Source organism: Flavisolibacter ginsenosidimutans (assembly GCF_007970805.1).
In the GTDB taxonomy this organism is placed as follows: Bacteria; Bacteroidota; Bacteroidia; order Chitinophagales; family Chitinophagaceae; genus Flavisolibacter; species Flavisolibacter ginsenosidimutans.
In genome coordinates, this window is the sequence record NZ_CP042433.1 from 1,664,020 (window position 1) to 1,687,495 (window position 23,476).

General features: G+C 46.5%; 19 protein-coding genes. 7 read left to right on the top strand and 12 right to left on the bottom strand.

The features are described 5' to 3' along the window. Positions 1 to 2: 2 nt before the first annotated feature. On the top strand, positions 3 to 431 hold the full coding sequence (locus FSB75_RS06905) for a sulfite exporter TauE/SafE family protein (protein ID WP_227990812.1): 429 nt from the start codon (positions 3 to 5) through the stop codon (positions 429 to 431). A 35-nt stretch (positions 432 to 466) separates the two neighbouring features. Then, positions 467 to 1,090, top strand: coding sequence for a hypothetical protein (locus tag FSB75_RS06910; RefSeq protein ID WP_146784711.1), 624 nt, complete (start codon positions 467 to 469; stop codon positions 1,088 to 1,090). On the opposite strand, the gene FSB75_RS06915 is transcribed toward FSB75_RS06910, so the two are convergent. Then, a complete protein-coding gene (locus FSB75_RS06915; RefSeq protein ID WP_146784714.1) occupies positions 1,068 to 1,853 on the bottom strand; it encodes a C40 family peptidase in 786 nt (261 codons plus the stop codon). The two genes, FSB75_RS06910 and FSB75_RS06915, sit on opposite strands and share 23 nt — an antisense overlap. A gap of 122 nt (positions 1,854 to 1,975) precedes the next feature. Here FSB75_RS06915 and FSB75_RS06920 point away from each other — a divergent pair, with 122 nt between their 5' ends. Both FSB75_RS06920 and FSB75_RS06925 read left to right on the top strand, forming a co-directional pair. Further along, on the top strand, positions 1,976 to 2,557 hold the full coding sequence (locus FSB75_RS06920; RefSeq protein ID WP_146784717.1) for an RNA polymerase sigma factor: 582 nt from the start codon (positions 1,976 to 1,978) through the stop codon (positions 2,555 to 2,557). Then, positions 2,554 to 2,916, top strand: coding sequence for a hypothetical protein (locus tag FSB75_RS06925; protein ID WP_146784720.1), 363 nt, complete (start codon positions 2,554 to 2,556; stop codon positions 2,914 to 2,916). Before FSB75_RS06920 ends, FSB75_RS06925 begins: the two co-directional genes overlap by 4 nt. 164 nt (positions 2,917 to 3,080) lie before the next feature. On the opposite strand, the gene FSB75_RS06930 is transcribed toward FSB75_RS06925, so the two are convergent. From FSB75_RS06930 to FSB75_RS06940, 3 genes are all read right to left on the bottom strand, one after another. Next, a complete protein-coding gene (locus FSB75_RS06930) occupies positions 3,081 to 4,478 on the bottom strand; it encodes a sugar transferase (protein WP_146784723.1) in 1,398 nt (465 codons plus the stop codon). Positions 4,479 to 4,482: 4 nt separating this feature from the next. Next, positions 4,483 to 5,478 carry a Gfo/Idh/MocA family protein gene (locus tag FSB75_RS06935; RefSeq protein WP_227990814.1) on the bottom strand — a complete coding sequence of 332 codons (996 nt, stop codon included), beginning with the start codon at positions 5,476 to 5,478 and terminating at the stop codon, positions 4,483 to 4,485. Between the two features lie 87 nt (positions 5,479 to 5,565). After that, positions 5,566 to 6,567, bottom strand: coding sequence for a zinc metalloprotease (locus tag FSB75_RS06940; RefSeq protein ID WP_146784726.1), 1,002 nt, complete (start codon positions 6,565 to 6,567; stop codon positions 5,566 to 5,568). A 226-nt stretch (positions 6,568 to 6,793) separates the two neighbouring features. On the opposite strand from FSB75_RS06940, the gene FSB75_RS06945 reads away from it, so the two are divergent. Then, complete coding sequence (locus FSB75_RS06945; RefSeq protein WP_146784729.1) at positions 6,794 to 7,750, top strand: ATP-binding cassette domain-containing protein; 957 nt, start codon at positions 6,794 to 6,796, stop codon at positions 7,748 to 7,750. Positions 7,751 to 7,808: 58 nt separating this feature from the next. Here FSB75_RS06945 and FSB75_RS06950 read toward each other — a convergent pair whose 3' ends face one another. The 8 genes from FSB75_RS06950 to FSB75_RS06985 all read right to left on the bottom strand — a co-directional run bounded on the left by FSB75_RS06950 (position 7,809) and on the right by FSB75_RS06985 (position 19,622). Next, complete coding sequence (locus tag FSB75_RS06950; RefSeq protein ID WP_146784733.1) at positions 7,809 to 10,031, bottom strand: alpha-N-acetylglucosaminidase; 2,223 nt, start codon at positions 10,029 to 10,031, stop codon at positions 7,809 to 7,811. A gap of 17 nt (positions 10,032 to 10,048) precedes the next feature. Continuing rightward, a complete protein-coding gene (locus tag FSB75_RS06955; protein WP_227990816.1) occupies positions 10,049 to 11,341 on the bottom strand; it encodes an acyltransferase family protein in 1,293 nt (430 codons plus the stop codon). Between the two features lie 94 nt (positions 11,342 to 11,435). Then, positions 11,436 to 12,863 (bottom strand): arabinose isomerase, encoded by a 1,428-nt coding sequence (locus FSB75_RS06960; protein WP_146784736.1) that lies wholly within the window; start codon positions 12,861 to 12,863, stop codon positions 11,436 to 11,438. Between the two features lie 65 nt (positions 12,864 to 12,928). After that, complete coding sequence (locus tag FSB75_RS06965) at positions 12,929 to 13,507, bottom strand: chemotaxis protein CheB (RefSeq protein ID WP_146784739.1); 579 nt, start codon at positions 13,505 to 13,507, stop codon at positions 12,929 to 12,931. After that, complete coding sequence (locus FSB75_RS06970) at positions 13,489 to 14,319, bottom strand: CheR family methyltransferase (protein ID WP_172623083.1); 831 nt, start codon at positions 14,317 to 14,319, stop codon at positions 13,489 to 13,491. The genes FSB75_RS06965 and FSB75_RS06970 overlap by 19 nt, the downstream gene beginning before the upstream one ends. Beyond that, positions 14,316 to 14,681, bottom strand: coding sequence for a response regulator (locus FSB75_RS06975; RefSeq protein ID WP_146784742.1), 366 nt, complete (start codon positions 14,679 to 14,681; stop codon positions 14,316 to 14,318). Before FSB75_RS06975 ends, FSB75_RS06970 begins: the two co-directional genes overlap by 4 nt. A gap of 100 nt (positions 14,682 to 14,781) precedes the next feature. After that, positions 14,782 to 18,345 carry a response regulator gene (locus FSB75_RS06980; RefSeq protein WP_146784745.1) on the bottom strand — a complete coding sequence of 1,188 codons (3,564 nt, stop codon included), beginning with the start codon at positions 18,343 to 18,345 and terminating at the stop codon, positions 14,782 to 14,784. An 11-nt stretch (positions 18,346 to 18,356) separates the two neighbouring features. Then, positions 18,357 to 19,622, bottom strand: coding sequence for a hybrid sensor histidine kinase/response regulator (locus FSB75_RS06985; RefSeq protein WP_146784748.1), 1,266 nt, complete (start codon positions 19,620 to 19,622; stop codon positions 18,357 to 18,359). Between the two features lie 371 nt (positions 19,623 to 19,993). Here FSB75_RS06985 and FSB75_RS06990 point away from each other — a divergent pair, with 371 nt between their 5' ends. Then, entirely contained in the window at positions 19,994 to 20,863 is an 870-nt protein-coding gene (locus FSB75_RS06990; RefSeq protein WP_172623084.1) for a MerR family transcriptional regulator, read from the top strand. Between the two features lie 288 nt (positions 20,864 to 21,151). Next, the gene (locus tag FSB75_RS06995) at positions 21,152 to 23,470 is read left to right on the top strand and encodes a DUF5703 domain-containing protein (protein ID WP_146784754.1); all 2,319 of its coding nucleotides are present in this window, start codon (positions 21,152 to 21,154) and stop codon (positions 23,468 to 23,470) included. Positions 23,471 to 23,476: the final 6 nt, after the last annotated feature.

Genomic DNA, 23,476 nt, shown 5'->3' on the forward strand with positions numbered 1-23,476 from the left:
ACGTGTCAACCAAAAAAACAACCATGTCGGGACAAATTGTTTTGCTACTCTTGCTCATTGGTTTGGCGGCCGGCATTCTGAGCGGACTTGTAGGCGTGGGCGGCGGCATCATCATCGTTCCCGCCCTGATGTTTTTTGTAGGCTTCTCGCAAAAAGAAGCACAGGGAACTTCGCTCGGCCTGTTGCTCTTGCCCATTGGTATTTTAGCCGTTATCAATTATTACAACCAAAAACTAATTGACGTAAAAGTAGTGGGCATGATGGCTTTGGGCTTTTTGGTTGGCGGCTATTTGGGCAGCAAGCTGGCATTGGTTATTTCGGAAAATGCCTTGAAGAAAATTTTTGCCGTGGTGCTTTTTTACACGGCCTTCAAGATGCTGGGTTTTGATTTGGTTGCGTTTGTTGCCAACGGCATTAAAAAAATCTTTTAGCGGTTTTATTTATCTTGTCAGGCAAACTAACTGCTATGACAAGAACCTTTATTTGTCTTTTTTTCGTTGCCTTTCTTTTGGCTTTGAAATCTTATAGTCAACAGAAAGGAAGCCTTGAAACCATTATCAAAAAATACTTCTTTGCAATTCCCCCGGATGGCCATACCTCAACTTGGCTGCAAGAACTTACGGTTAACAAAGATTTGATTGTCGTGCAGCCAGCAAAAGGAGATTCTGCACTGGGTATTTTAATGCGGGGATTTCTGCAGAATTGGCCAGTTTTTGAAAAAACCGACAGCATTAAATTTTATGCGGGAAACAGCACTTACCGATACACCCGTTTTTTTAACGGTGCGGTTACGAGCAAGGATACCCAGAACTTCAACTTTTTTCGAGAGATATTCTACTTCCCGCTAGACCGGATAAGCCGCAAACAATGGAAAGAAATTCATACACCGATCATCAATGACTTTAAGAAGATCCTGCACGTTGCTTACCTCTCAAGATTCGACTCACCGACTGAGTTAGTTACGTTTAGCAAAGGATACGGTCTGCCAACAGAAGACCCTATGGTTTCGCTGGAGTATGGGAAAATAGAATCCCGAAATATTTATTTTATTGATCTGGATCTTCATATTAAAAAGAAAAGCGGCGAATAGAGTGCATTACATGCGTTCGCTCTCCTGATAGTGAATTCAAAATTCCGTTTGCGTCAATCTGATCAATTCTCACCTCTCCCGAGGCATGAACAATCTTTCCTTCATTCAGTACAATGCCCACATGCGTCACTCTCCCTTTTTCATTTTGAAAAAAAGCCAAATCACCAAGCTGCGCTTCGGGTAAAGAGGCAACCGCAGTGCCTTGTTCTGCCTGCAAATACGCATCACGCAAAAGCTTCACCCCAAAGAGTTTAAAAATTTGCTGCGCAAAGCCGCTGCAGTCGGTGCCGTAAACCGATTTGCCGCCCCACAAGTAAGGTGCGTTTAAATAAGGCTGATAAGCAGCTTCCAGCGACTCAACCGTTAACTTCTGTTGTTTGCTGTTCCATGTTTGCTGCGGTTGGAGAAGATAGGTCAGATCAAAGCCCGCCGCTTTAAAACCAAAGCCGCGCTGTTGAAAAACAGAACTTCCGTAAGGCACATAAAGCATTGTGTTGTTCTTTGTAGCCGGCGTAGCGAAACTTGCCGTGTAAACATCCGTTTGTAAGATTTCGTTTCCGTTCACGGCCGATAATTGTTTTGCCTGCACCCAGCCTTCGTAACCGTCATAATCGCATTTGACAAGCACAAATTCATTCTTCTCCTCTCCCGTTTTTACGTATTCGCCAAACAAAAGTTGGCTCACCATTTCGCTGCGGTGCGACGGTTCCTTGCGCATAGGTATCACCGGTAACAAACAAATAGCGGTTTGCATGAAATTCATAAAGTTTTGTTGTGCAAATTTGCAGCCGTTGCATCAAAGTGCAAGGGAAACGTGAGACGTCAAACGTGAAACCGCAGTTCGCGTGACAAAAACGGTCTTCACGGTTTCACTTCTCAACATTCATGAAGACAGCTCGCTACGACCATATCACCGACGCAGAACTCCTGGATTATTTCTATGCCGATGGCAACGGAGAATGGATCGGCATTTTGTTGCAACGCTACACGCTTTTGTTATTGGGCGTTTGCATGAAGTATCTCAAAGACGAAACGGAAGCAAAGGATTGCGTGCAGCAAATTTTTTTGAAAGTGCTTACCGAAGTGCCGAAGTATAAAATTGACTACTTCAAATCCTGGTTGTACATGGTGGCAAAAAACCATTGCCTCATGCGCCTGCGCGACAAGGGAAACCGTGCAGTAAAAGAACTTAGCGACAACCACGCAACAGATGCGGAAGCCGACAAGCAGCTTTTACAGGAAAACGAAACCACGTATGAAATGCTGGAAGAAGCCATTGCGGAACTCAGCGAAGAGCAACGAAGCTGCGTTACGCTTTTTTACCTGCAAAAACAAAGCTACCAGCAGATTGCTGACCGAACCGGTTATACGCTGATGCGGGTAAAAAGCTACATCCAAAACGGAAAACGTAATTTGAAAATAATTTTGGAGCAAAAGCTCAAACAAAGCGGCCGCACACGAGGATGAAGGAAAATTTAAAAGACATATTGTCCCATTTGCACTCCGAGGTTGACCAGGAAGAATTGCTAAAATACCTTGAGGGAAAGCTGTCTGCCGAAGAACAACACGAGTTGGAGAAGAACGCTCTTGATGATCCTTTTGAAGCCGATGCGCTGGACGGTTTGCAGGACATTTCGAACAAGACCAAAATTGCCGCACTGGTAGAAGACCTGAACCGCGACCTGAAAAAGAAAACGGCAAAAAAGAAAAACTTGCCGCACCGCCGCGAAGCAAAACTGGAACCCTGGCTTCTTATCACCATCATCATCGTCTTGCTTGTGGTGGTGCTTGGCTACATCATCATTCACAAGTTAAAACAGCCTTAGTTGCGGAACGTTGTTCGTCATTTCACGTGGCGGTGCAACGGAGCTGTAACGCTGCACCGTTTCATCGCTGCGGTTGCTGCGTGAATTTGCTCAATACCGAACAAAGCGTACACGAGTGCGACGCAAGTAAAGCTTAATGGATAGATGAACGCCTGGCCAAAAATTCATTTTCCTTTTCCCAGAAAAATAATGCGAAGCGTGTGCAGCATGATTTTAAAATCGAGCAGGAGCGAAATGTTTTCGATGTACACCAAATCAAACTTGCTGCGGCGAATCATCTCGCCTACGTTTTCGGCATAGCCAAATTGCACCATGCCCCAAGAAGTCAGGCCCGGCTTTACTTTCAGCAAATATTTATAATAAGGAAATTGCGGCACGATTTGGTCAATGTAAAAACGCCGCTCGGGCCGCGGACCCACAAGGCTCATGTCGCCCTTGAGAATGTTCCAAAGCTGCGGCAACTCATCAAGCCGCCACTTGCGCATGGTTTTTCCCCAGGCTGTAATGCGCGGGTCGTTGTCGGATGAAAGGGAAGGGCCGTTTTTCTCCGCGTTCACGTACATTGAACGGAACTTGTACATTAAAAAAGGTTTGCCTTTATAGCCAATTCTTTCTTGTTTGTAAAAAATATTGCCCGGCGATGAAAGCCTTACCCGCAAGGCAATGAAAAGGAAAAGCGGCGAAAGAAAAAGCAGCGAGAAAAAAGCCGCCAACACGTCCACCACTCTTTTGATGTTTTGTTGCCATTCGGGCATCAGACCGGTTTGCAAATCAATGAGCACGGCGCCCAGTACGTTGCTTGTGCGGACGGAACCGGAAAGAATATCGAGTGTGCTGGCTTCAATCTTAACCGCCACGTCTTTTTCCGACAACCGAAAGATGAGGCTTTCCAACAAAGCCTGTTCTTTTTTTTCAACGGCCAATACAACCAAGTCTGCTTTCGCTTTGTCAATGATCGCTTCAATATCCGTAACAAAACCGAGTAAGGGCAAGTCTTGTGTGACCGCGCTTCTTTCGGTTGAAGAAGAAACAAAACCAGCAACGTGATAACCTTCTTCGCGTAAACTCTTACGGGCCTCTTTGTACACACGTTGTACGTGCAGCGGTGAGCCCACGATAACAGCGGTAAACTGCACCTGGTTTTTTACCAGTTGTTTTTTCGCGGTGTTTAAAATGGCAATGCGGCCCAGAACCGTGAAAAAAACCTGGCAGGCAAGCAGGCTGAAAAAACTTTTGTAGTAATAACCGTAATCGGCTTTAACGTCGTCGAGCAGGAACAAAAAAAACAATACCGTACAACCAATGATGGAGCAGATGACGGTGTTGGTGATTTCGGCCAGTCTTGACTTTTTGTAAACGGACCGGTAGGCACCGGTTAAGCCGTAAAGAACGAGCCAACCTGCCGGAATAAAAACAACGCCGAGCCAAAACTTGTGGTCAACCGTAAAAGCCTCCTGCAGGATGGATTTGCGGACAAAATAAAAAACGGCCCATGCAAGCGATGCGGTGAGGTAATCAAGAATGGCGTAGAGATACGAAGGAATAATTTTTTTCACCAGCATCGGCTTAGGTGGCGGTGAGGTTGTAATGGATCTTTTGTAAAATCTGGTGTGCTACTTCCATGGCACGGTAACCGTCAATTTCGTTCACTACGGGTTGCGTGTTGGTTTGAATGGCATTGACGAAAGCTTCTAATTCTTTTTTTATGGCGTTTATCTGTGGCACTTGTGGCGAAGCAATGGCAATGGTTTTGGTGCCGTTCGGTGTTTCAATGTCAAAGGCAAAAACGTTTTCGTCTTCGCTTGTTTTTAATTTGATGACTTCCGCTTTTTTCTCCAGAAAATCTACGGCAATGTAAGCGTCTTTTTGAAAGAGCCGCATCTTGCGCATCTTTTTCATGCTAATGCGGCTGGAGGTTAAATTGGCCACGCAACCGTTGTTGAATTCAATACGCACGTTGGCAATGTCCGGCGTGTCGGTCATAACAGCCACGCCGCTTGCGGAAATATTTTTTACGTCGCTTTTTACGATGCTTAAGATGGCATCAATGTCATGTATCATTAAATCAAGAATCACACTCACTTCCGTGCCCCGCGGATTGAACTGCGCAAGCCTGTGCACTTCAATGAACATCGGATTCAGCTTCTGCTCCTGAATGGCCAGGAAAGCAGGATTGAAGCGCTCCACATGTCCCACCTGGAATTTTATTTTCGATTCCTGCACCAGTTTCACCAGTTCCTTTGCCTCGTCCATTGTGTTGGCCATCGGCTTCTCCACAAAAACGTGTTTGCCTTGCTTGATGGCTTTTTCACAAAGCGCAAAATGGTATTGCGTTGGCGTTACAATGTCAATGGCGTCACAGGCATTCAGCAAACTTTCTTCATCGGCAAAACGTTTTAATCCGTACTTCTCTTCCACTTCTTTCGCCACCGCATCGTCCGGATCAAAAAAGCCCACGAGGTTTACGCCGGTCGTTTCCTTCCAGTTGTTCAGGTGAAATTTTCCCAGGTGGCCCGTACCAAATACCCCAACGTTTAACATGCCGCCAAAGATAAGCCGCAACCCTGTGCGGTTTTGGAGGGTTTATCAACAGACGTCAACAAAAAGCCCCGGCACGAACCGGGGCATTCAGTTATAGCAGTGTGATGTTTACAATTTGGTAGCGCTGACATACGTAGCTCTCGGCCCGTCTATGGCCGCGTCCATTCTTGTTTTTTGTCCCGACGTAAACATATACATGCACGCGTCGTCGGTATAATCCATGTAATTCATCCATTGCATGAGTGGCCTTTTCTTGCAACTGCTTTGGAGATTAACGGCCGGACAACCGTAATTGGCGGCAGGGTGCAGCGGTGTGTCGTCAACATAATCGTTGCCGCAGTGCGTATCTCCCCAAATGTGGCGAAGGTTAAACCAGTGGCCAATTTCGTGGGTGGCGCTGCGGCCTTTGTTGTAAGCCGAATACAAGGCATAGGAAGCGGTGGTTCCGAATCCCTGGTAATCTATCACTACGCCATCGGTTAACACATTGCCCCCGGGAAATTGTGCATAACCCAACAAACCGCTGCTTAAGTCACAGACCCAAAGGTTGAGTTTTGTACTGGGCGATTCGGGATCCAGGCCGCCTTGCGAGGTTTTCTTTACGGCATCGTTGGTTCCAAAACTTCCCGCGCCGCTTTTGCGGTTTACATCGTTCGTCCAATCCTGAACATAAAATTCAATCTGGCAATTGGCCACGCTGTTGTAAGAATACCCGGCTAAGTAAACCGAAGTATTGGACAGTTCGGAATTCGATTTACCGTAGTCATGGTTCAGCACATCCAATTGCGATTGAATTTGTGCTTGCGTTACAATGTTGGCATCGGGCAAAACAACGTTCACCACAACAGGAACGTAAAGTTTACCCGCGAAGCGGGACATTCGGCTGTCCTGAAAAGTAGCGGTCTTTCGCTCCAAATCTTCCAGCCTGCGGGCCCGCTCCGGATCGGTGCGAAGTTGTTCTTCCAATACTTCCATGGAACCGCATTTGCGCATTCCTTCTGTTGAGGTTGACGAGGGATCGTCGGGAGTTTGCGGCAGGCTGGTCTCGTTTTTTTGACAGGAAACAATGAGCAAAACGGCGCCCAAAACACTCAGGCTAATTTTTTTCATGGTGTGTGTATTTGTTATCAGGTTAGGAATGAAATGACAGCTTCAAGATAGGGAGAATTGTTAAGAAAAAGCAAAAGAGAAATTTTGTGCTTGTTCACTCGCAGGCTGGCGAAAGGGTTCGCCAGCCGCAAACCGGTGGCAAGCCCCCGGGAGTTATTTTTACGTCTTTTAAGGCAGAGGAATTATCAAAAACGACGCGGCTCTTTTGTCGTCCGCTTTTTATTTTATGAGTTTACTGGACGTATCGCACATAAGCTACCGGAATGAAGAAAGCTTTGTGCTGAAAGAAATAAGCTTCACACAACAACCCTTGCAGAATATCGGGCTTGCCGGCGCTACGGGCTCGGGAAAAACAACGCTGCTAAAAATTATTGCGGGTTTGATTGAGCCAACCATCGGCGCCGTTCTTTTTAAAGAAGAAAGAATAAAAGGTCCGAACGAAAAATTATTACCGGGCCATCCGTCAATTGCTTATTTGTCTCAATATTTCGAGCTGCGAAATCACTATCGTGTGCAGGAAATTTTAGACATGGCGAAAAAAGTAGCCGACAAAGAAGCGGGCATCATTTACGAAGTCTGCCGCATTGAGCACTTGCTCAAGCGATGGACGCACCAGTTATCGGGCGGCGAAAAACAACGCATTGCGCTGGCGCGATTGCTGGTTACATTGCCCGAACTTTTGTTACTTGATGAACCGTATTCCAACCTCGATCCCCTTCATAAAAACATTTTAAAAAACGTAGTGCTGGATTTAAGCGAAGAACTTAATATCACTTGCATCCTCGTTTCGCACGATCCGCTGGACACGCTTTCCTGGGCCAACGAAATCATCGTGTTGAACGAGGGCAAGCTGGTGCAACAAGGTTCGCCCAAACAAGTTTATAACAATCCCCTTGACGAATACACCGCAGGTTTGTTTGGTAAATACAACTTGTTGACACCGGCGCTTGCCAAAGCACTTTCACAACATTCTGACGTTGCCATGCAGGACATTGGGCGCTTTCTTCGCCCCGAAGAATTTTCATTGACAACAGAAGGCGAGGGACTAAAAGCAACCGTGAAAAACGTAAAGTTCATGGGAGGCTATTGCGAGCTTGTTTTAAACACACTGAACAGCGACCTCATACTGCACAGCCACGAAACAAACATCACTAAGGGAGACGATGTATATGTTGTTTTGTAGAGAAGAGAGCACGAAGCGCAGACTTTCTACGCTTCAATGAAATGTATTCCTTGTTATTTTAGAAAACGTCTGCATCCATAAGCTTTCTGTATTTCGCATACATTTTTTTGGCGACGATTATGGCATCACCGTGTGTTTGTTGAGCGTAATCTTTTCGTTCATTCACCCAACTCCACTCCCATTCTTTTATCGAATGGATAAAGGCATTTGTATCCAGGTTCTTCTTATTGCGCAATGCCTCCTTCGCCTTTGCAAAAAATTGTTGCCAGCGCGGTTTGTAAAAATCATTGAGTAAGCCACTCCATTGCCTGCAGGAATATTCATTTAGCGGACAATCCTTGTTGCCCCAAAGCGTGATGAGGTCTTTCGCATTCATTTCGTACAGCGCTTTTTCTTTTACCGTTCTTCCCCAGCTTCGTGCAGCGGCTACCCAGGGACCTAACAAAAATTCTTTTCGCGTAGCCAACAACTCGTCCATGTCTTCGATCAAATCAATAAACTGCTGGCTGTAGTTTTCAAACGCAGCGAGGTTATTGTCAGCGTAAGCGGCAACGAATTTTTGGTGCAAGGGCAAGGCATAATTTGCCAAGACCTGCCGCGTTAAATCAACAAGATCGTACTGGTAGCCATCGCTGTTTGTGCAGCTTGCCGATGCCTTCAGCAAAGCATCCCATGCCGGTAGCAAATCCTTTGCGTTGTAATTCAATTTTGTTTTTGTCCAACGCGTAAACGAATCAAAGGTTGGCCTGCTCTGCAAGATGGATTCTGCGCCGTCGCGAATGTATTTGTCGGCAGGAACGGTATAAACAGTTCGGTTTAAAATCTCCCACGCGGTTAGTGCATCGTTGTTGTTTATACCGTAGCGATTGCGAAGGTATTGCGGCAACCAAATGTTCAAATCAATTACTTCATTTCGCCAGGTGTTGGCCGTCATCAGTTCGTAAAGCACCGGGTTCTGTTCAATGGCTTCCATCGTCAAACCAATGCCTTGCAACTTGCCGCTGCCCGCATCATGCAACGCCTTGGCGGGTTCGGTTGCTGCGGTCTCCATCCGTCCAAACAAATTGTTGTTGCCGCCAAAATTGTTAAGCATGTTCCATATCCAGGGCTTGCCGTAAAAAGCAGCCGTTCGTTTCCACACGGGTTCAATCTCTGTTGCTAAATCCAGAATAATCATCTTGTCGTTGGGCACAGCTTTCAGCAAGGCTTCGGTTTGCGGTTCTTTCCAAAATTTACGGTCGCTGAAAAACAACCAGCCCTGCATTACCCACACCGCTGCCGTATCGGATTTGCGCATGCCTTCGTAAACGCTTGCACTAAGTTTGGTTAGAAAGGAAGGTTCATCCGATGGCGGTTCGTTCTCATTAAATGTATCGGCCGAATAAAAATGATCGGTGCCCAACATAACTGTTTGCTTCTCTAAAAATTTTTTGCCGATGCTTGCAAACAACGGATCGTTCGCATCGAGAATGTAGGTATCGCCAAAACCGCTTTTCCAGTTTGTAGTCTTGAGTTTTGCTGCCGGAAACTTTTTTTGAAAAGCTACGGGTACGTGTCCGGTAAATGCCGGCAATACCGGCTTCATGCCCAGTTCACGTTCGCGGGCCAAAATCTTTTTTTGCAAAGCAAAGTGCGATGTCATCCAGCTAAGCGGCAAGGGTCCGCCCCAGCCGTCAAGATTGCCCATCCAAAACCAGGCGAAGTAAGAAGGACCGCAGAAGAAATTTTTCAACTCGTCATCGGTAAAACCCATGTCTTTGTAAACAAGGTACCAGGTGTATTCTTCGCCGGTGATGGCCAACGGCAGGTTGATGCCGTGTAAGGCCATCCAATCAATTTCTTTTTCCCAGCGAGGCCAATCCCACCAGCTCATGCTGTAATTAAAGGTGCAGTAGTTTAAATAGTAGCGGTAATTGTAAGGTGTTTGCTGCCGGATTTTTTTTGCCGGAAGCGGAAGCGTTTTTGGCAAGGCCAGATTCACACCGTTCCATGTTATCTGGCAATGACAATATTCATCGAGGTAATGATAAAGTGCCGATGCAATCGCTACGCCGTTGTTGCCGCGCAAAACGATTTTTTTGCCGCGGCTTTCGATTTCAAAAACATCTTTGCCGTTTATTGCGCTCAACGGCTCAATGATGAATTGCGAAGCCTGCGCGGGAACGATTCGTTGCAACAAAGATTTAGAAGATGGTACGTTGAGTTGCGCAAAGGAAGTCTTTGCAGCAAACAAAACAAAAGCAAACAGGGCAAAACGCAGCAATTGAAAAAGAGTTTGCATTCAGGTTGGTAATTGGTTTACACTTTTAAGAACCATTTCTTTTGATAGAAAAAATACAACAGGGCAAATTGTATGACGGCAACACCCGTCCACACCAGCGCCGAATGCCAAATGGCAGGTGTTATGTTTATCAAACCACCGAACAAAAATTGCGAACTGTGTTCGAAATTTACAAGACCGTGTGCCGCCACGTAAATCAAAATTGAATTGGCGCCCATCCACACAAGCGGCATGCACCATTTTTTATAATCATTAACGTCTATTACGAAATAAAAAAGAGCAAATAACAAAACGCTCCATCCACCGGCGTAAAGCACATAAGAACTTGTCCACATGTTTTTGTTGACGGGATAAACAACATTCCACAACAAGCCGAGGCCTAACAAGACTAGGCCTGCAAGAAACAAAGTCGTTGCTTTTTTTATTCCCCTCCAATGCTTCGAAAGATTGCGCAAAAACTGCCCGGCGAAAACGCCCAGCAGCGCCGATCCGATGGCCGGTATCGTTGACAACAAACCCTCGGGATCGTAAACCTTTCGGTGCAATTTGCCCGGCAATAAAATGCGGTCAACGTAAGCTTCAAGATTTCCTTCTGGCGTAAGCACACCGCTTCCGAAGCCCGGCACGGGAATCAACATCATGGCCGCCCAATAACCTAGCAGCAGAAAAACAAACCACAGAATTTGTGTACGCAACCTGCAATTCAAATAAATGACGGCAGCAAAAAAGCAACTCAACGCAATGCGGCCAAGCACACTGGCAAAGCGTGTGGCGTCGTAGCCTTTCAATTGCAAAGCACCGTTTACCATCATGCCAAGAAGAAGGAGTACAATTGTTCGCTTGACAAGCGACCGGTAAATTTTTTTTCGAACAATTGATTTATTTGCGCCGGGCTGTTCCAATTGTTTTCCGAACGAATAAGGCATGGAAACACCGGCAATGAAAATGAACAAGGGAAAGATTAAGTCGTAAAACGTAAAGCCGTTCCATACGGTATGGTGCAACTGGTTGCTGATGGTGACAAAAAACCGTTCAACAAAACTCAAATCACCGGTCATCTTAATTTGCCAGTCAACGGTGCTTTGTACAAGCGAGTGTTTTTCTTTCACCACCGATGCAATGCCGTGCGCAATGCCTTCGCCGCAAACAATCCAGAACATATCAAAGCCGCGCAGGGCATCCAGTGACAGGAGCCGTGTGTTTGCTTTCTCTGGCTTTATCAGCGCCGTTTCTGCTTGCGTCTTTGCTTTTTTTCTGATGAGCGAAACGTTCATTGATGGATGATGAAAGGGTTGTGTTCCAAAATGCATGATGGTTTCTTTTACCGCACAGGATCATCGAATCATACATTTTAGAACACGACAAGTGAAAGAAATTCTGTTTTGGAAATTTAGCTAAAAAAAATCAGCAAACTTTTATCACCTCCATGTTGAGCAATGCTCCTAACTTTTCAATTTTTGAAGCAATGTGCCCAACGCCCACAGCGCAATGATGCGCAGGCCCATAACTGTTCCAATCGTTCACAAACTTTCTTGCACCAATTGGAAATTTATAGCGGCTGTTCGTGTTTCCAATTTGCAGGATTGGGCCCGGCACCGATTCACCTTCGGCCATCAATAAAAATAATCCGCCGGCCTTTTCCACTACCGAAAGCAGTGTTACCGGCCCGTTCTTCACCGACATCTCCACCGAAACGCCCTTGCCAACTTTGCCATGATAAACACCCAGCGGCCTCACTTTCGGCTTGCCTTCGGCAATGCGAATGTGGCCCGGGCCGTCGTGTCCCATGAGCACCACATCATCCGCAAAATCCATCGCGTAGTATTCGGTGAAGGAGCCACCGGCGCCAAAACTGTCCATGATTTTCATGGCCTGCGCATTTTTGATTTCGTATTCTCCCGCAACGGGGACACCGTTGGCCGTTAAAAGCGAATTGCCTAAAATGATGGAAGCAATTGCTTCTTCGTTATCGGGGTTGCCCGTGCCTTTGTAGTAATAAGCCATCGAGCCAAGTTTGTACCGCTGCACCAGTTTATCCAGCGCAACCGAAGTAACGGCAGCTTTCATTAATTCTTCTTCAGCGCAATCTTTCTGAACATCGAAAGCTTCATAAAAAACCCGCAGGCGGTCTTCTCGTTCATTGCTTGTAACCTCCTTGCGAAGGCTTGCTAATTCTTCCACTTCGATGAGTTCAATATGGCCGCCAAAACTTGCGTACTGTTGCGTGAGGTCGGTGTAAATGTCCAACATGCCTGAATAATAATGGCCCATGCAGCCCAGGCGATTGTAGAACATTATGTGCGCAACTTTTGCCGCTTCTACCCATTCTTTTATTTCGTTCCAGCACTCCGGATCGTTGTGTAAGATGCCGGTGATTTGGTGAAATTTTATGCCGGTGCGGCGAAACACATTGGCAATCTCCGGAACCGGACATGCCGAACAATAAGCCAGCCATTCGCCGGTCATCTTTGTGCGGTCGGTCATTGCGTTGAAGGCGGCGTAATCAATGGCCGCTTCGGGAGCAAGGTTTAAAACAATCACCGGTACGTTGGCCCGCTGCACAACCGGCAACACAGTAGCGGACAAAGCATAGGTGGTGACGTACAAAAAAATAAGTTCGACGTCTTCGGTTTTGAATTGTCTGCCGGCGGCAAATGCTTTATCGGCATTGTCCACCAATCCTGCATTAACCACCGAAGGATGAATGGCGGAAAGCTTTTCGTGCACCGTGTTCAGGTAACCTTCCAGTCGTTCTTTCAGTCCGGAAAATTGCGGCCAATAGGTTTCCAGGCCAATGCCGAATAAACCAATTTTTAGCGGGCTTTTATTCATTCAAAAATATTTGATGCCTACGGTTTGTTTCGTGTTCCTGTGTGCTGCTTTGAAAACGGGATGTCTTAACCAATCAGCGTTCCAATCAAGCCGGCAATTGCGCCGGGCGCCAACACCTTGTCAACGGCAAAGAGGTCAATGGCCGCTTGCGGCATGTACTGTACGTCGGCCGTGGCCGGATCTTGCACGACTGTTAAACCTTTGCGCCCTTTGATTTTTTTCAAGCCTTCGGCACCGTCGGCATTTGCACCCGAAAGCAAAATACCTACGCAGGCAGGCCCAAAAGTTTCTGCTACCGATTCAAACGTCACATCAATGCTTGGGCGGCTGTAATGAATTTTTTCCGAGCTGTCAAGTGAGAACCAATGTTGGTTTTCCATCAGCAAATGATAATCGGGTGGTGCCACGTAAAGATGATTGGGCAGAATGGGTTCTTTGTCTTCCACTTCTTTTACCGGCATGATTGTTCTTGCCGAAAGTAATTCCGTGAGCAACGAATCGGGTTCGTTTTTGCGGTGAATGACGATGAGAAAGGAAGTACTCGAACGCACCGGCAGAACCGGAACAATTTTGAGGATGGCGTCAAGACTTCCGGCCGAACCACCCATGACGATCATCTTGTATTTTACAGCATCTTGCGCCATATCTTTTCATTCCTTCCGATCGGCAGGTAATTTTTTGCCATTTTTGAAAACCGGATATTTTCTTTTGCGCCCAACACCAAAAAACCAAGCTTCTCCAAACTCTCGTCAAAAAGATTAAGCACTTTGTCCTGCAAAACCTTGTCGAAATAAATCAGCACGTTGCGGCAAAAGATGATTTGAAACTCGTTGAACGAGCGGTCGGATACAAGGTTGTGTGTGGCCGCAATCATTTTTGTCTTCAGCTTGTCGTCAAATTTTGCCCAATCGTATTTGGCTGTGTAGTAATCAGAGAATTGTTTTTTTCCGCCGGATAAAATATAGTTCTCGGAAAATTGTTTCATCTGCGACAACGGAAAAATTCCTTTCTGAATGTTTTCAATAACCGAAGGATTCAAGTCCGTTGCGTAAAGAAGAGATTTGTGCAAGAGGCCAGCCTCTTCTAACAAAATAGCCATCGAATAAACCTCTTCGCCGCTGGCGCAGCCGGCGTGCCAAACACGGATAAAGGGATGCGTGGCAAGAATAGGCAGTACTTTTTCCCGGATGGTTTTAAATGTCAGCGGGTCGCGAAACATTTCGGTGACGTTCACCGTAATTTGTTCTACCACGTGCGGCAAATAATCGGGTTCTCCTTTGATTTTGTAAAGCAGTTCAGCAAAGCTGGGCAAACGATCAATGACCATCAGGCGGTTTACGCGGCGCTTCAGCGAAGCCTTTGCATAATTGGTAAAATCGTAGCCGTATTTTTCAAACAACATGTTGAGCAATACGTCCAGGTCTTCATCCTTCACAATGATTGGTTCGGTTCTCATTTCAAATAATCGTTCAGTAATCCCACAAGCTTGTCCACATCCACGGGCTTTGACACATAATCCGAAGCGCCGGCCGCAAGACATTTTTCGCGGTCGCCGCTCATTGCCTGTGCCGTTACGGCAATAACGGGAATGTCCTTGTACCGGCTTTCGTTTTTTAGGCGGGGAATGGCTTCGTATCCATCCATGCCCGGCATCATCATGTCCATCAAAATCACGCCTACTTCAGTGCTTTGAAGAAGGCCAAAGGCTTCGGTCATGTCCGAAGCCGAAAGCGTAACAAAGCCCTTTGCTTTTAAAACAGCCGACAACGCAAAAATGTTGCGGCTGTCATCGTCTATGATGAGAACTGTTTTGCTCATGTTGTTGTTTTTGTGAGACGTGAAAGGTGAAACGTGAAACCGCAAAGTCATTCAATCCAAAGTTCACTGTGGTTTCACGTTTCACGTCTGCCGTCTCACGTCACTGATAAAGCCATACCCGCAATAACGATGTCAACTGGTCCACGTCAACGGGTTTGGTAATATAATCCGAGGCGCCTGCGGCTATGCATTTTTCCCGGTCGCCGGTCATGGCTTTTGCCGTCACGGCAATCACAGGAAGATTGCGGTACTTTGGCAAGGATCTAATTTTTCTTGTGGACTCATAGCCGTCCATTTCGGGCATCATCATGTCCATCAATACAAGATCAACTTTTGGATGCGCTTGCAATTGGTTCAACGCATCCTTTCCATCAATGGCTGAAACCACGTTGACGCCGTAATTCTCCAATGATTTTGTAATCGAAAAAATGTTGCGCACATCGTCATCGGCTACCAAAACTGTTTTCCCTTTCAACACTTCACCCAACTCGCCCAGCTTTTTGTATTTCGCTGTTCGCGGCTCCTTGTTATTCTCTTCCATGAGGTGAAGGAACAACGACACTTCGTCCAGTATGCGTTGATAGGAATGCGCCGTTTTCACTACGATGGAATCTGCGTATTGCTTGATCTTCATTTCTTCGACGTGCGATAAATTCTTGCCGGTAAAAACAATGATGGGAAGCTGTTCAAGACCGGGTGTTTTCTTCACGTCTTCCAGCACGTCGTACGAACGTTGTGCGGGAATGCCCATGTCCAGGATGACGCAATCTACATCGTTGCTTTTCAGTGCCTGCACGCCTTCGTCCACCGAGTTCTTTATTTCGGCGTTCACGTGATAGCTTTCTAAAAAATAAGCAAGCGCCTGGGCGTGCTTGGGATTTTCTTCTACAATCAAAACTTTCTTCGGATGCTTGCTTAAGGCTTGTTCAATTTTTTGAAACATCTCGCCCAGCTTTTCAAATGCCACCGGCTTGCTGATAAAATCAACGGCGCCTTTTGAAAGGCTCTTTGTTTTTACCTCATGCGACGACATCATGTGCACGGGAATGGGCCGCGTTGTTTTGTTGGATTTTAATTCTTCCATCACGTCCCAGCCGCTTTTTACCGGAAGCTGCACATCAAGCAAAATGCCAAGCGGCCTGAATTGTTTTGCTAGTTCAATTCCTTCGTCACCCCTTACCGCTACAATGCCTTTGTAGCCTTGGCTGCGTGTGTAATCAAGCAGCGATTTTGCAAAACCAGTATCGTCTTCAATAATTAAAATAATCTTGTCGTTTGCAACAATGTTTTTGCGGTCATCGGGAACAGACGCCGGAATCAGGTCAGTAACGTATTTTTTATCAGCAAAAAAGGCGTGGCCCTCTTCTTCTTTTACAAACATTGTTTCGGTAGTGGCCGGCAAAACTTCTTTTTGCAACGGTAGAAGTAGTGTGAATTCGCTGCCCTTTCCTTCTTCGCTTTGAAGCTTGATTTCGCCGCCCAAAAGTTTCGCCAGCTCGCGGCTGATGGAAAGGCCAAGGCCCGTGCCGCCAAACTCCCTGCGGGTGCTTCCATCGGCTTGTTGAAAGGCTTCAAAAATAGTTTGCTGTTTTTCTTTGGCAATGCCGATGCCGGTGTCTTTCACGGCAAAAGCAAGATCGTTATCATGTTTCGAAACAGTGACCGTCACCGAACCTTTTTTCGTGAACTTAAGTGCGTTGGAAACAAGGTTGCGCAGAATTTGTTCAACCCGTAAATGATCAGTTTCAAGAACAGCGGGAACCTCGCCGTCAACCTGCACAACAAAACCAATTCCTTTGTCTTTTGCCAGTGGCGCAAACAGAACTTCCAGTTCACTCGTCAAATTTTCCAGCCGCACGTCGCCTATCTCCAGTTCCATTTTGCCCGATTCGATTTTGGAGAGGTCAAGGATCTCGTCAATCAGCGTGAGCAAACCTTTGCCTGAACTTTGAATGACGTTGGCGTACTCTATTTGATCCGCGGATAAATTCTGTGCGTGATTTTCGGAAAGCAACCGCGAAAGAAGCAGAATGGAATTGAGCGGTGTTCTTAGCTCGTGTGACATGTTGGCCAGAAATTCCGATTTGTATTTGGTGCTCAACGCAAGCTCTTCGGCCTTTTTTTGAATGGCGAGGTTGCGTTCCAAAATGGTTTCGTTTTTTTCTTCCAGCAGGCGGCTGCGTTCTTCCAGTTCGGCATTGGCCTGTTGCAATTCTTCCTGCTGCACCCGCAGTTCTTCTTCCGAAGATTGCAGCTTTTCGGCCTGCGCTTCCAGTTCAGCGTTGATGTTTTCCAATTCGCTGTGTTGTGCCTGCAATTCTTCGGATTGTGTTTGCGTTTCGTGCAAAAACTCCTGCAAACGCTGGTGGTCGCGGGCACTGTGAATGGCCATGCCGATGTTGAAAACCGCCGTTCGCAAAAACTCCTGCGCCACGCTTGAGTAATCGTGCAGCGAGGCCAATTCAATGATGCCTTTGAAACGCGTTTCGTACATCACCGGTACGGCAATGATGGCTTTGGGTTTTAACGAACCGGCCGAAAAGTCAACGACAAGTTCCGCTTCGTCAACGGGCTGCAAAAGCACTTGCTTGTGGGTTAAGGCCGACTGGCCTGCAAGGCCTTCGCCAAATTGAATCTCCGTTCTGGCAAGAGTTCTGTTCAGGTTGACGCTTGACGAAACTTGCAGCGTAAGGTCGTCCGTTGCCAGGTAAAAAACACCCACGGCCGACCGGGTATAGTTAACAAGATATTGAAGTACCCTGGACGTAAGCGCTTCCAAATTTTTTTCGCCAATCATCATTTCGTTCAGTTCGGCAATGCCGGTTTGCTGCCATTCTTTGTCGGCCAGGTTGGTAAATGAATAATCAAGCGACTCGGCCATCTTATCCAGCGAAGTTGCCAACACGCCGAGGTTTTCTTTTTCTGTTTCGGTGACTCTTGTGGAAAAATTACCGGCCGCAATTTTTGCCGTAATGTTTTCGATGATGTGGATGCGCTCCGAAACTTCGTGATTCTTTTGCTGAAGTTCTTTTTGCAATTGGGCCCTCTTCTCAAAATCGGTGTTCACACGCAAAAAAGAAATGACCGTAACCAAAATAGCAAGCAGCGAAGCAACAACAATAAAGATGGGCGTGGAAGACGTGAACTGATTCAGTCTGGCCGTTCGTGCTTCGAGCGAGGCTTGCTCGCGGTTCACCATTTTTTTTACGATGTTGCGGGCACTGTCCATGTACACTTTGCCGGCAATCAGCGAAGCATCCGTAACGGTTTCGCCTTTTCGCTTTTGATCAATCAACTGGTTCAGGATAACAAGCCGCTTTGTTATAACCTGTCGTAAAAGATCGCAATCCACTTGCTGGCTTGGATTGTCAGCGGTTGCTTGCCTTATATCGCTTAGTAAAGAAGCGGCACGTTCCTGTGCGCCGTTGTACGGCTCCAAAAACGCATCGTTGCCGGTCAGCAAAAAACCGCGCTGGCCGGTCTCGGCGTCTTTTAAAACCGAAAGGGTGTTTTCCAGTTTGTTGATGATGCCGTGTGTATGTGTAACCGCTTGCTGATTGTACAGCAAGTTGGAAATGCTGATGTAAGAGGCAACGGCGCTGACGATTAACAGCAACAGCGACAGGCCATATCCTATCAGTAAGTTTCGTTTAAAAAGCGTCATTTACGGAAAGTTTATCGGTGCAGGATGGGTTGTGCGGAAACAAGGCTTTGTTGCAACGGTAGCAGTACGATAAAGGTGGCGCCTTCGCCCTCTTTTGTTTTCGCCGTCACAAGGCCGTTGTGCTTTTCGATGATTTTTTTAACGATGGCCAGGCCAATGCCGGTGCCTTCGTATTCGCTTCGGCCGTGAAGCCGCTGAAAAAGTGTAAACACCTTGCCCAAAAATTGTTCATTGAAGCCGATGCCGTTGTCGCGGATATAAATTCGCAAATACTTCCCCTTTGAGTTTGCCGGAGCGTCGAAGGATTTGCTGGCCGTCAGATCGCTCCAAATCTTTATCTCCGGCGAAGTATTGATTTTTGAAAACTTCAACGAATTGCTAATGATGTTTTGAAACACCTGCCTGATTTGGCCGGGTATCACTTCGGCCGAAGGCAGTTCTTCCACGGTCACTTTTGCGCCTTTTTCGTGGATGGAAAGCTCCAGATCAGAAAGGGTTTCGTTCAGTATTTGGTTCAGGTTTGCCGGCTTGAAATGCACAGCAGAGGAAAGCTTTGAGTAATTCAACAAATCGTTGATTAGGCTTCGCATTCTTTCCGCCGCCGAAGCTACTTTTTTCATATAAGGTTCCGCTTCGGAATGACCGGCCAGGAATTTCTCGCGAACCACGCCGGTAAAGGTGATGATTTTGCGAAGCGGCTCCTGCAAGTCGTGCGAAGCTACGGAAGCGTATTGTTGCAGTTCCGCATTGCTTGTTTCAAGCTCTTTGTTTGCCTGCGACAATGCTTTCGTTCGCTCCTCTACTTTGTCCTCTAACCGCAGGTTTGCTTCTTCCAATGCTTTTTGTGTTTGCTTGCGAATTTCAATTTCTTCCTTCAGCGTTTCCTGCATCGTCTTCAGGGCCTTTGTTTGCTCGTAGAGCTTGCAAAAGGTTTTTACTTTTAGCAAAAGCAGATCGGGATCGAAAGGTTTGGTGATGTAATCTACCCCGCCGGAAGCGTATCCTTTTGCAATGAAGCGCTTGTCAATGTTCACCGCCGAAAGAAAAATGATGGGGATGTTTTTTGTTTTGCTGTAGCCGGTAATGGTTTCGGCCACTTCGTAACCATCCATGCCGGGCATTTGCACGTCCAAAATAACAAGGGCGTAATCGTTCCTCAGAATTTTCTTCAACGCCTCTTCTCCCGAAGCTGCCGTGTCCGCATCGTAAGCATGCAATTGCAACAGGGTTTTTAAAGAGTATAAATTTTCCTGTTTGTCGTCAACAAGTAAAATCATTTCGAAGGCGTAGGGTTTGTTTATTCATTCAAAGAAACGAACAGTTTTGGTCTTTCGTGCAAGAAGACAAAAAGCAGGCAGATTAAGGGGTTGCAAATCTTTCTGCCTCCACAACTCAGTGCAAAGCCAGGACATTGCCCGGCTTTTTACAGCCACTCGTTAAACATCCGAAAAATGATCTTTGTCTTGCATCTTCGGCTTTTGTCAAACCCTTGCCGGAAGAAGAAGTGTCCGCCCCGCAAAAGATTCATCGCCCTGCCAGCTTGTGACAAAACCGAATTTTGTTACGTGTAAAATGAAATTCCTTTGACTTTTCTTTCACAACCGGCCGGCCGCATTGGCCGTATGTTGGACCTGTTCCAATGTCAGGCATGAAAAACTTTTCCATTCAAGAATTAGCACGTCTTTCCGGACTGAAGGCTCATACTCTCCGTGTGTGGGAAATTCGCCACGCCGTTGTTTCCCCGCAACGCGGTTTGGGCAACAACCGCTATTATTCTGTTGACGAAATGGAAAAGCTTCTTCTGCTGGCTTTGATCAGCCACAGCGGACAGCGGATTTCCACTCTTTCACAATTGAGCCTTTTGCAGTTGAAACAACGGGCTGACGGTTTGAAAAGCGAAGGCAGCCGGCAACAAAAAGCCGTTCATTCCCTCATCATTTCAATGTATCGCCTGGATACCGAAAGCTTTGAAGCGGTCTTGAACGATTGCTTTCTGGGTTGGCCCTCGGGCACGGTAGTAAAAGCCGTTATTTATCCGTTTTTACACAAAGTGGACTTGCTTTACCGGGGAAGGCGAACAAACGAGGAACACCTTGCGGTGACGGCCATTCGTCAAAAACTTCATTGGAGCCTGGAGCGATTGGACGTGGTGCCAAAAAAGAAAAAAGCAATCTGGCTGTTTCTGCCAAAAGACACGCAGCTTGACCTCCTGCTGCTTTATCTCTGTTTTGTTTTAAAAGAGACAGGCCGCCGGGTTTTGTATCTCGGTGCGGATGTATCCATCCAAAACCTGGAAGATTTGTTTAGCGGAAAGAAGGCCGATTACCTGCTTACTTACCTGCCCGAAAAGCACCGGTTTTCGCTGCCGCATTTGTCAGAAGTAATGGGCCGCTTTTTGCCGCAGGCGAAATTGCTGGTTGTCACAACGAATGCTTCGCAAGCACAGGAACCAGCAGAATCAAACGTTTCGCAGGTTGAACTTGATGAAGCACTGAGTTTTTTGAACCGCCTTGAATAAGCAGATTCACCGCGACCAAAACGAAGGTCTTCCCTTCTTTTAAAAACCATGCGCATCGTTGCGATAGGACAGGACGGTGCTTTGAACGCAATGGAGCAAATTCATTGCTTTAATTTGAACAATTGCGTTTAAACAATGTGGCTTGCTTTGCTTTTTATCCACTTTCCTTTTTCAGCGATTTTTGCTGTTGCCAAACGGAAAACGGTACGCAGGAATTTTGTCCTGCGTGATTTGTTCCGCACCCAAAGCTTTGCCTGTATCTTCAAGTTAAACACGCAACCGGCAAGCATGAACAAGAACATCAAAATAATTTTTTGCCTCCTTTTATTCTTGCCTCTTTTCTTTAAGGCAACCGCGCAACCAAAAGAGCTGAACAATTGCAACATCACGTGGACAACGCAAAGCAAGAACAGCAGCGAGTCCATGCCTTGTGGCGGCGGCGATATTGGTTTGAACGTTTGGGTTGAAAACGGCGAGCTTCTTTTTTACATGCAGCGAAGTGGAATGTTTGACGAGGCCAACGCTTTGTTGAAACCGGGACGAGTTCGGATCAAGCTTTCGCCAAACCCGTTTGAAGGAACGAGTTTTCAGCAGCAATTGAATTTGAAAGATGGAAACATAACCATCAAGGCAAGCAATGGAAAAATAACAACAAATGTTTCTATTTGGGTAGATGTTTTTCGTCCGGTGATACACGTAGACATTAAAAGCGATCAGGCATTAACATCGGAAGTTGTTTACGAGAACTGGCGATACAAAGACCGGCCGCTGGTTGGACGAGCCAATAATGCAAACTCCTACAAATGGATGCCGCCTGCCGATGCCAAAACATTCAAAGACGAAATAAGCTTTGAAGGAAACGGCGTGGATTTTTATCACCGCAACAATCCATTTACCGTCTTCGACATGACGGTAAAATACGAAGGGTTGGATTCGGTGAAAGATCAACTTTTCAACCCATTGAAAGACCTAACTTTTGGCGGCCGCATTGAAGGCGACAACCTGCAACCGGCTGGCGAAACAGAAGGCAGATACGTAAATACCGATTACAAAGGCTGGAAGCTAAAAAGCAAAAAATCTTTCCGTTCGCAAAGCATTGCTGTGTATTTGCATACAGACCAATCTGCGACCTTACAGTCATGGAAAGACGGCTTGGAGAAAATTATTCATGAAGCAAATGCAGCGAAGCATACGCAACAGGAAACAAGAACTTGGTGGAAGAACTTTTGGGATCGCAGCTACATCTTCATCAATTCGGATAAAAATGACACGGCCGCAGCCTGGCAAGTTGGACGAAACTACCAGTTGATGCGTTACATGCTTGGCTGCAATGCGTTTGGCACTTCGCCTACGAAATTCAACGGCGGACTCTTTACTTACGATCCATCGTTCGTAGATACAACTTATTCTTACACGCCTGATTTCCGCAACTGGGGCGGCGGCGTGCACACGGCGCAAAATCAACGACTCGTTTATTTTCCAATGATCAAAAGTGGCGACTTTGATCTGCTCAAACCACAGTTTGATTTTTACCTCCGCATTCTGAAAAATGCGGAACTGCGCAGCAAGTTTTATTGGGGTCATGGTGGCGCTTGTTTCACCGAGCAAATGGAAAATTTCGGCCTGCCCAACATGGCCGAATACGGCGCAAAACGTCCGGCGAATTTTGACAAAGGCCTTCAATACAATGCCTGGCTTGAATACTTGTGGGATACGGTTTTTGAGTTTTGCCTGATGATGCTGGAAGAGGAACGTTACACGGGCAAAGACATTTCATCTTATGTACCTTTTATCGAAAGCTGCCTGCGTTTTTTTGACGAGCATTATCAATACCTCGCTAAGCAAAGAGGCGCTAAAGCACTCGATGGAAGAGGACAACTCGTTCTTTATCCCGGCAGCGGTGCGGAGACCTTTAAGATGGCGTACAATTCTACGTCAACCATCGCTGCGTTGAAAACCATTACAACAAGATTACTCGAACTGCCTTCGCAATATTTATCCGCACAAGAACGGAATCATTTAGATAGTTTTTTGCGCCGCATCCCTCCCATTTCTTTTGCTGAATTCAACGGCAAGAAAACCATTGCGGCGGCCCTGCATTGGGAACGCATCAACAACGAAGAATCGCCGCAGCTTTATCCTGTTTTCCCTTGGGGCATTTATGGTGTTGGCAAACCTGATTTAGACATTGCGAAGAATACATTTTTGCTTGACAGCAATGTGATCAAATTCAAAAGTGCTAAAGGCTGGAAGCAGGACAACATCTTTGCCGCAAGACTAGGCTTAACAAGAGACGCAGCAAGGCTAACAACGCTCAAGCTGCAAAATTCTGGTAGGCGTTTTCCTGCATTCTATGGTCCCGGTTTCGACTGGACACCCGACCACAACTGGGGCGGCAGCGGCATGATTGGCTTGCAGGAAATGCTCATGCAAGTGGACGGTAAAAAGATTTATCTTTTTCCTGCATGGCCAAAAGATTGGAACGTGCACTTCAAACTTCACGCACCGTACCAGACAACAGTCGAAGGCGTTCTCAAAAATGGCAAGATTGAATCCTTAATTGTTTTACCTGAAACACGAAAGAAAGACATCATTATCCTACTTTAATAATAA